Consider the following 6,754-nt stretch of genomic DNA (forward strand, 5'->3'; position numbering starts at 1 on the left):
CTATTGTAATAAATTTAGTAAAAAAAACAAATGTAGAAATAAGCCTTTTATACATGGTCACAACAGGTGTATGAACCGTCTCAGATACTCTACACCCTCATAAATAAAGATGAAATCACCTATGAGAAAGATTGGATCATTTTCAACCCGACTGAAACGATTACGTTTGTGATGCTGACACTAAGTATAAAGTAAGGACGATCACAATAGAAACTAAAGTATTAATCCTGCTCAGAGATAACCTGACATTAAACGGTGGTGTGAGTTAGCCTTTTACCTTTAACATTGATTAATTTATAAGAAACAATTCGTATTATTTAAAAGAATACTAGAACGGAGGGAATCAAAATCGATACATTTCTTTTTAGCTTCTTCTCAATTGCTTACATAGGGGTTTTGATCATTGGAGTAATCTGCCTTAGAACTTACAAATTAAAAAGTATAGTTTTTCTATTGCCAGTTATTGTCGGCCTTATTTATGACAACGGAATCATAGCAATAGGTCAGTTAATAGGGGAAGGGGAAATATTAAAACGATTAAACCTGGCACGATTCTGGATACATGCATTTTTCACGCCTCTTCTCGTGTTATTTTCTTGGAAAACATTGGAGCAAGGAGAAGTATTGTGGGCTAAGAAACCTTTAAGTAAGTTTTCTGCCTATGCATTGACTTTTTCATTGGTATTATTTGAACTTTTTACTGAGGTATCAGGACTTCATTTAGTGGCGAATATGGAAAATGGCGTCCTAAGCTATAGCTCTGACGAACCTTCAAGTGGCCCGCCCGTTATGGTACTAATAGTATCACTTGTATTGCTTGTGGCTTCAATCATCATCTGGAGTAAACAAAAATGGAAGTGGTTTTTTGCCGGTTCCCTTGCAATGATCATCGGAAGTGCTGTAAGTTTACCGATTGATAGCGGAGCCATCACAAATTTCTTTGAACTAGGTCTTATAACCTCCTTACTCGGTACGGCAATCTTCCAGAGTATAAACATTACAAAAGACTCCCCCTAAGAAAACACGAGTTTAAAATGATAATAATTACCAATTTGATATCCTTAAATATATTCTAGAAATCTAAATACTTTATAAAAGGTGATTTTTGAATGATTACAATTCAGACATACATTTCAAAAAAAGACTGCAAAGAGATGACCTTAAAGGGTGCTATCTATCATGATTTTTCACCTCTTGGCGAACCTTTGTCAAGAGAGTATGGTAATAATCAATTAATCAAATCAGATGGAATTTCAATCTTTGGTGCTGTTGAGATTTCCATCTATCAAAAACCTCTTTCTACCTTTAATGATTGGGATGATGTTGATGAATTATGGCTTTCACTTCTAGAATCTTTGAAACACTGCTTGAAATATGGTCATGGTATTAGCGGCTTCTCGATGCGGACCTTGGATTGGGAAATGAAATTAATGAAAGAAGATAATAACAACTCTATATTATTCACTTGGAATCATTGGGATGCAGGTTGGAATACCGTTTATGAAATGATCACCGTTTGTCTTCCCAAAAAAAAATTGGTGGATAACTTATTGGCTGAAGGGGAATTTTATGTTGAATTTAGGAATTCTTTATCGGACAGTGGTCCGAGCAGTAAAATGAAGAGATTAATTGATGAAATTAAATCCTTTAACTAGCGTTAAATATCCATTAATCCGAATAGCTTTCATTAGAAGAATGATAGGTTTATGTTCTGAGAAAAGTTGATGATTGAAATGATGAATACAGAGAGCAGCTACAAGAAATGAATGTAGCTGCTTTTCTTTAAGAAAAATGGTCATGTCCCCACCAAATCTTTTAATGGATGGAAAAAATCCTATGGCACATAAAGACAGGGCCCTTATTAAGCAGATGTGGACAGGAATCAGGATAAACATGAATAGGAGCTTTGCTAAATGATGCACTTAATACATATCCTTCTGAGTGAAATTCCAAAACGCAATTGCAAGGCAAGCGACAGTCCATACTCCAAGCACTGTTAATGAAAACGGCAGTGACATCCCTTCGATTGGAGGAGCTTGACCTTCTATGTAGTTGATGAGATCAAAATTCAAGTTCACCAAATACTTTGAGCTCGTCCAGCTTGAACCGATAGAAGATAAGAGGGTGCCTGCAATCAACACAGCCATCATCGCCCCGATACCAGTAGCTGTATTTTTCACAAGTACTGAAATCATCAGGCTTATGGTTCCAACAGTCGCTGTAACTACCCAGGCAAGACCCGCTGACATCAGCAAGTATTCCCACATCGGAAGGGTATGGATATATGTCGTCGAAAACTCACCTGATGGAGAAGCTTGAAAGCCCGTCAGAATAGGTGCCGTCCAGCCATCATATCCAAGTACAATCCCTGAAATCCCATAGCAGACAATCACCGTAGCTGCCATCAGCATCGATGTATACAGCAAAACCGTCAGCCATTTGGCCATCAGTATTTTCCATCGTTTTACCGGTCGGGACAATAATGTCTTGATGGTCCCATCATTGTATTCCCCACTCACAACATCAGCCATAATAATAATGATGAGTAAAGGCAGGACTAGTGTGAGTCCCTGTGAGAAGAAGATGCGGATGAATGTTGGTGCTCCCGGATAGTTCGGGTTGATGTCGTTGTCCAAGTAATACTGCTTTTGCTTCAAATCAAATTCAAGGAATTGTCTGACCTCATCTTGGATCCCACTGGATGCAAGCCGGTTTTGACGATCGACTATCTCCTGCTGCAGCTCCACCCGCCAGTCCAGAGTACCCTGCTTTTCCATCTTCTCTTGTATCTCCCGGTATTGTGCATATGTAAACATGGAGACTAGAATGATCAATATGGCAATGACAACCGCAAAGCGTTTTTTTGAAGCAATTTTCATTACTTCATTATGAATCAGACCAATCATATTTGGGTTAGACAATATGATCGCCCCCTGTCAAACGAATAAATAAGTCCTCCAATGTCTGGACCTTCCTTTCGATTGTCCATACCTCAATTCCCGCCTTTAGTAAAGATTCATTCAGGATCGAAGTTTTGCTTTCATCCATAAGAGTATGGACCGTATGATCATCGTACAGTTCTGCAGCTTGTACATGGGGAGATGCTTTAAAGATATCAAGTGCACGAAAAGCATCATTGACTCTCCAGTCCACACCTGATGACAATGCATCCACTAAATCACTTACCGTGCCTACCTTCACGATTCTCCCATGGCTCATTATAGCCACCCGATTGGCAAGCAACTCGATTTCACTTAATATATGACTGGATACAAGAACTGAAAGACCCGTTTCGTCGACCAGTTTCCTGATAAATGTACGAAGATCCTTTATTCCCATTGGATCCAATCCATTCGTAGGTTCATCCAATATAAGCACATCCGGCCGGCCTAATAATGCTTGTGCAATCCCGAGCCTCTGACGCATCCCCAGTGAATAGGTCTGCACTTGGTCATCGATTCGTGCAGTCAGATCAACCAGATCAATTACCTCTTGTATTCGTTCACTATCCACCTTAGGCAGCATCCGTGCAAATATTTGCAGATTTTCCCGACCGCTTAAATACTTATATAACTCTGGGTTTTCAACGATAGAACCAAGGCGCTGCATCGCCTGTACAAATTGCTTTCTCACATCAAAATCACAGATTTGAATTTTCCCTGACGTTGGCTTGATTAGACCAACGAGCATTCGAATAGTAGTCGTTTTTCCAGCACCATTTGGACCGAGGAATCCAAATACTTCTCCTGGATATATTTCAAATGATATATTATCTATAATCGTCTTTTTCCCTATTACTTTCGTTACATTTTTCAATTGAACTGTTGGCTTTATGCTCATATCATCACCCTACATCTATTCTAACGAACTTTTTTCTCAATTGCTCTTTTAAATACTCAGCATGAGTAAAAGTTGGTACAATCATAATAGAAGGAGAGATCAAGAGATGAAAAAATGGATGTGGCAACTATTTATCACCCTTTCCCTTGCACTGACAGTCCTATTTGGATATGGATTTGTGAGAGCCTATTGGGATGTCGCCAACCCTCCCCAAGAGAAGATATTAGCAGAATCAGAAGAAGCTCCTGTCACTCCTGGAGAAACGTATATTGCACTTGGCGATTCATTGACAAGGGGGGTAGGATCATCAAAGGGAGAAGGTTTTGTCCCGCTGGTTGGAAATCCACTTAAAGAAACTAATACTGTGGAGCGGTACCAAAACTTAGGCATACGGGGTGCAAGGATTGAAGATTTACTGGCACAGTTAGAACAAAAGGATGTCAAGAGATCTCTTAAGGACGCCAAGATCATTTCCATCACGATTGGGGGAAACAATCTCTTTAATTCCGGTGAGATTTTAAACAATTATTCAGAAGCTACCGCTCTTGGCATTCTGGAAACCGAAATTCCTAACTTGGAAAAAGCGTTTCAAACCATTCGTGAAATAAATAAGGATGCAGTCATCCTCTACATGGGACTATATAATCCCTTTAAGGAATTGCCGGACGGGGATTCCTTTGATTCTGTCATCCAAAAATGGAATGAATCCGCCCGCACATTAGGCTTAAAATACGAAGTTCACGTTGTGGATACCTTCAATTTGGTAACGGATGCCAAACGCGATCTTTCAAGTGACAACTTCCATCCTAATGATGCTACTTATCAGCAAATAGCTGACAGTCTATCACTTGTCATTGAAAAAAACATTATACAATAATCCCAAAATGCCATGGGGACAGGTACCGTGGCTTTTTCTAAATCATGCCAAGAAACCTGTTCTTATGCCCTTGGCTTGACTCTCTTCATTCCCCCATAACCATATTTAAAGTGAATGAAGTCATCAATGATACACACCCTTACCTGACGAGATATTTAATAGAACCTTTCCGGCGCTTTGAAAAACAAATAGATAACCTCTTATCAACTAAATGCTAGGTACAAAAGATTGATCCCTTACCACCACTGTTTCAGGCACAAACTTTATTAAAATATTGCTATCGCCTAACCCTTGAAATCTTGGATCCCACTTCCCTTCTTCTGGTCCAAGATAACGCTCGAGTAACCGTGTTGCAATCGTCTTATCAAAAGGCTCAACCGTAGCTTTTCCTCTGAAGCCTGCATGTAATACTTTTCCTGTTGTATGATCCAGATCTACGATACCAATGGCGCACTCCGGGTGTTCTTTGATTCTCCCGGGGAAACTATCTGAAGATGGTGTGCCGATGATATAGATATGCTCATTTTCCCAGTAAAACCAAACAGGTGACTCTCTCGGACCTTCCATGGATAATGTAGAAAGGTGCGCAAATAGAGGTTTTTTAAGAAATTCATCCAGATCAAAGCTTTTATTACCATTTATAATTTCCAAGTCTATTTCATCCTCTCATTATATAAAACTTACAATGTATTATACCTTCGTCCCATTGTAGAAGGAGAAAATGTAATTCTGTATTTACCACCAAGCTCCTGCTTGGTTTGTTCCGTTAAAATTTCCCCTTGCCTATTATGTTCCTCTTCCATTTGGATTCCATTTAAAATGATTTTATCTAAATCCCAGTCAATCCATTTCCCGTACATACTCGCCCAATCTATCAATTCTTTCTTTAACTCATTTGATAACGGAGTGTCCTCTAAATCCAAATTACAACCGCACTCAACACACCAGATAGGATCTGCTCCAACATCCGCTTCCATTTTCAAGTCAAAGGTTTCTTTTTGCTCACAAAAACAACGCATATAATTGAGACACCCCATAGTCATTTAATGACACTACGCCAATATTTCAACTCGAACCCAAGTTGTTTATTTTTTTGTTGTCCACTCATACTGAATATCCGGTAAATTTTCTTCATTCTCATTTCCCCTGCCAATGATGATAAATCCATGTTTTTCATAAAATCGCTGCGCCTTTTGATTTATATCGAATGTATAGAGGGTCAGCCTTTCACTTGAATGTTCTTTTGCTTTATTAAGCAGTGCTTCTCCTATACCAATCCCCTGATATCCAACATGAATATACAGTTGGCTGATTTCGTTTTTATTATAGACAATCATGCCAACTACTTTTTCATCCAATATCGCTATATCGATTCGGAACTGCCCGGGTAATCTATGATTAATAAAATCAACATGATCTTCAAAGCTGTGGATTTCTTTTTGTCCGATAGCCTGCTCCTTGCTTTCCCTCCACATTTTCACGGTCTCTGCTGCATATTTTGGATCATACGGGATGATCCTGTATGGGTGTTGGTTCACATTCTATTCCTCCATTGGGTTTATTCAAAAATACTGGATTAGGAGCCCCTTATTTACTGAATCTTGGTTTACTAAAGAAAGCCCCTAGTAACATTAATAACATCGCCGAAAGCATCCCGATTGCTTCTTGGTTAAATAACATAGAAACAGGCATGGATAACGCTGCAAGTATAAAGAAAATCTTCATCAACATGTTGACTCCTCCTAACAAAACATCACGATCGTTATTTCAGTTCCTTGTGATACGAACAATGTTCACATTCCAATTATTTCAAACCATTTATATTTTAACAATCCTTATTCCTTTAATAGGAAATTATCCTCACTTTACCGTTATCCTTTGTGTTAACGGGTTGACTGTGATACTATATAAAGCATCTTGAAATTGACCTCAAGTTTCAATAAGAAAACCCACCTCTGTTTAGAGAGACCTAATAATATGAGACTGAATAAAACACCTTCAAGTAGTAAATAATTCATTTACATTTGGAGGTGTTTT

General features: G+C 38.7%; 9 protein-coding genes. 3 read left to right on the forward strand and 6 right to left on the reverse strand.

What is annotated here, in order from left to right:
• The first annotated feature begins 453 nt into the window (after positions 1-453).
• Both RSX31_RS20190 and RSX31_RS20195 read left to right on the forward strand, forming a co-directional pair.
• Positions 454-1,017 carry a hypothetical protein gene (locus tag RSX31_RS20190; protein ID WP_262371812.1) on the forward strand — a complete coding sequence of 188 codons (564 nt, stop codon included), beginning with the start codon at positions 454-456 and terminating at the stop codon, positions 1,015-1,017.
• 92 nt (positions 1,018-1,109) lie between these two features.
• Positions 1,110-1,655, forward strand: coding sequence for a hypothetical protein (locus RSX31_RS20195; RefSeq protein ID WP_315635818.1), 546 nt, complete (start codon positions 1,110-1,112; stop codon positions 1,653-1,655).
• A 267-nt stretch (positions 1,656-1,922) separates the two neighbouring features.
• On the opposite strand, the gene RSX31_RS20200 is transcribed toward RSX31_RS20195, so the two are convergent.
• Positions 1,923-2,921 (reverse strand): ABC transporter permease, encoded by a 999-nt coding sequence (locus RSX31_RS20200; RefSeq protein WP_148994595.1) that lies wholly within the window; start codon positions 2,919-2,921, stop codon positions 1,923-1,925.
• Positions 2,914-3,840: an ABC transporter ATP-binding protein gene (locus RSX31_RS20205; RefSeq protein ID WP_315635819.1), complete on the reverse strand. Its 927-nt coding sequence runs from the start codon at positions 3,838-3,840 to the stop codon at positions 2,914-2,916. The genes RSX31_RS20200 and RSX31_RS20205 overlap by 8 nt, the downstream gene beginning before the upstream one ends.
• 106 nt (positions 3,841-3,946) lie before the next feature.
• Here RSX31_RS20205 and RSX31_RS20210 point away from each other — a divergent pair, with 106 nt between their 5' ends.
• Positions 3,947-4,717 (forward strand): SGNH/GDSL hydrolase family protein, encoded by a 771-nt coding sequence (locus RSX31_RS20210; RefSeq protein WP_315635820.1) that lies wholly within the window; start codon positions 3,947-3,949, stop codon positions 4,715-4,717.
• Between the two features lie 207 nt (positions 4,718-4,924).
• Here the strand turns inward: RSX31_RS20210 and RSX31_RS20215 are convergent, their stop codons facing one another.
• From RSX31_RS20215 to RSX31_RS20230, 4 genes are all read right to left on the reverse strand, one after another.
• Positions 4,925-5,368, reverse strand: coding sequence for a pyridoxamine 5'-phosphate oxidase family protein (locus tag RSX31_RS20215; RefSeq protein WP_315635821.1), 444 nt, complete (start codon positions 5,366-5,368; stop codon positions 4,925-4,927).
• Positions 5,369-5,397: 29 nt separating this feature from the next.
• Positions 5,398-5,736: a hypothetical protein gene (locus tag RSX31_RS20220; protein ID WP_315635822.1), complete on the reverse strand. Its 339-nt coding sequence runs from the start codon at positions 5,734-5,736 to the stop codon at positions 5,398-5,400.
• Between the two features lie 66 nt (positions 5,737-5,802).
• Positions 5,803-6,255, reverse strand: a complete 453-nt coding sequence (locus RSX31_RS20225; protein ID WP_315635823.1) for a GNAT family N-acetyltransferase — start codon at positions 6,253-6,255, stop codon at positions 5,803-5,805.
• Between the two features lie 49 nt (positions 6,256-6,304).
• Complete coding sequence (locus RSX31_RS20230; RefSeq protein ID WP_187443562.1) at positions 6,305-6,448, reverse strand: hypothetical protein; 144 nt, start codon at positions 6,446-6,448, stop codon at positions 6,305-6,307.
• Between the last annotated feature and the right edge of the window lie 306 nt (positions 6,449-6,754).

This window comes from Rossellomorea yichunensis (assembly GCF_032337515.1).
GTDB classification, from domain to species: domain Bacteria; phylum Bacillota; class Bacilli; order Bacillales; family Bacillaceae_B; genus Rossellomorea; species Rossellomorea yichunensis.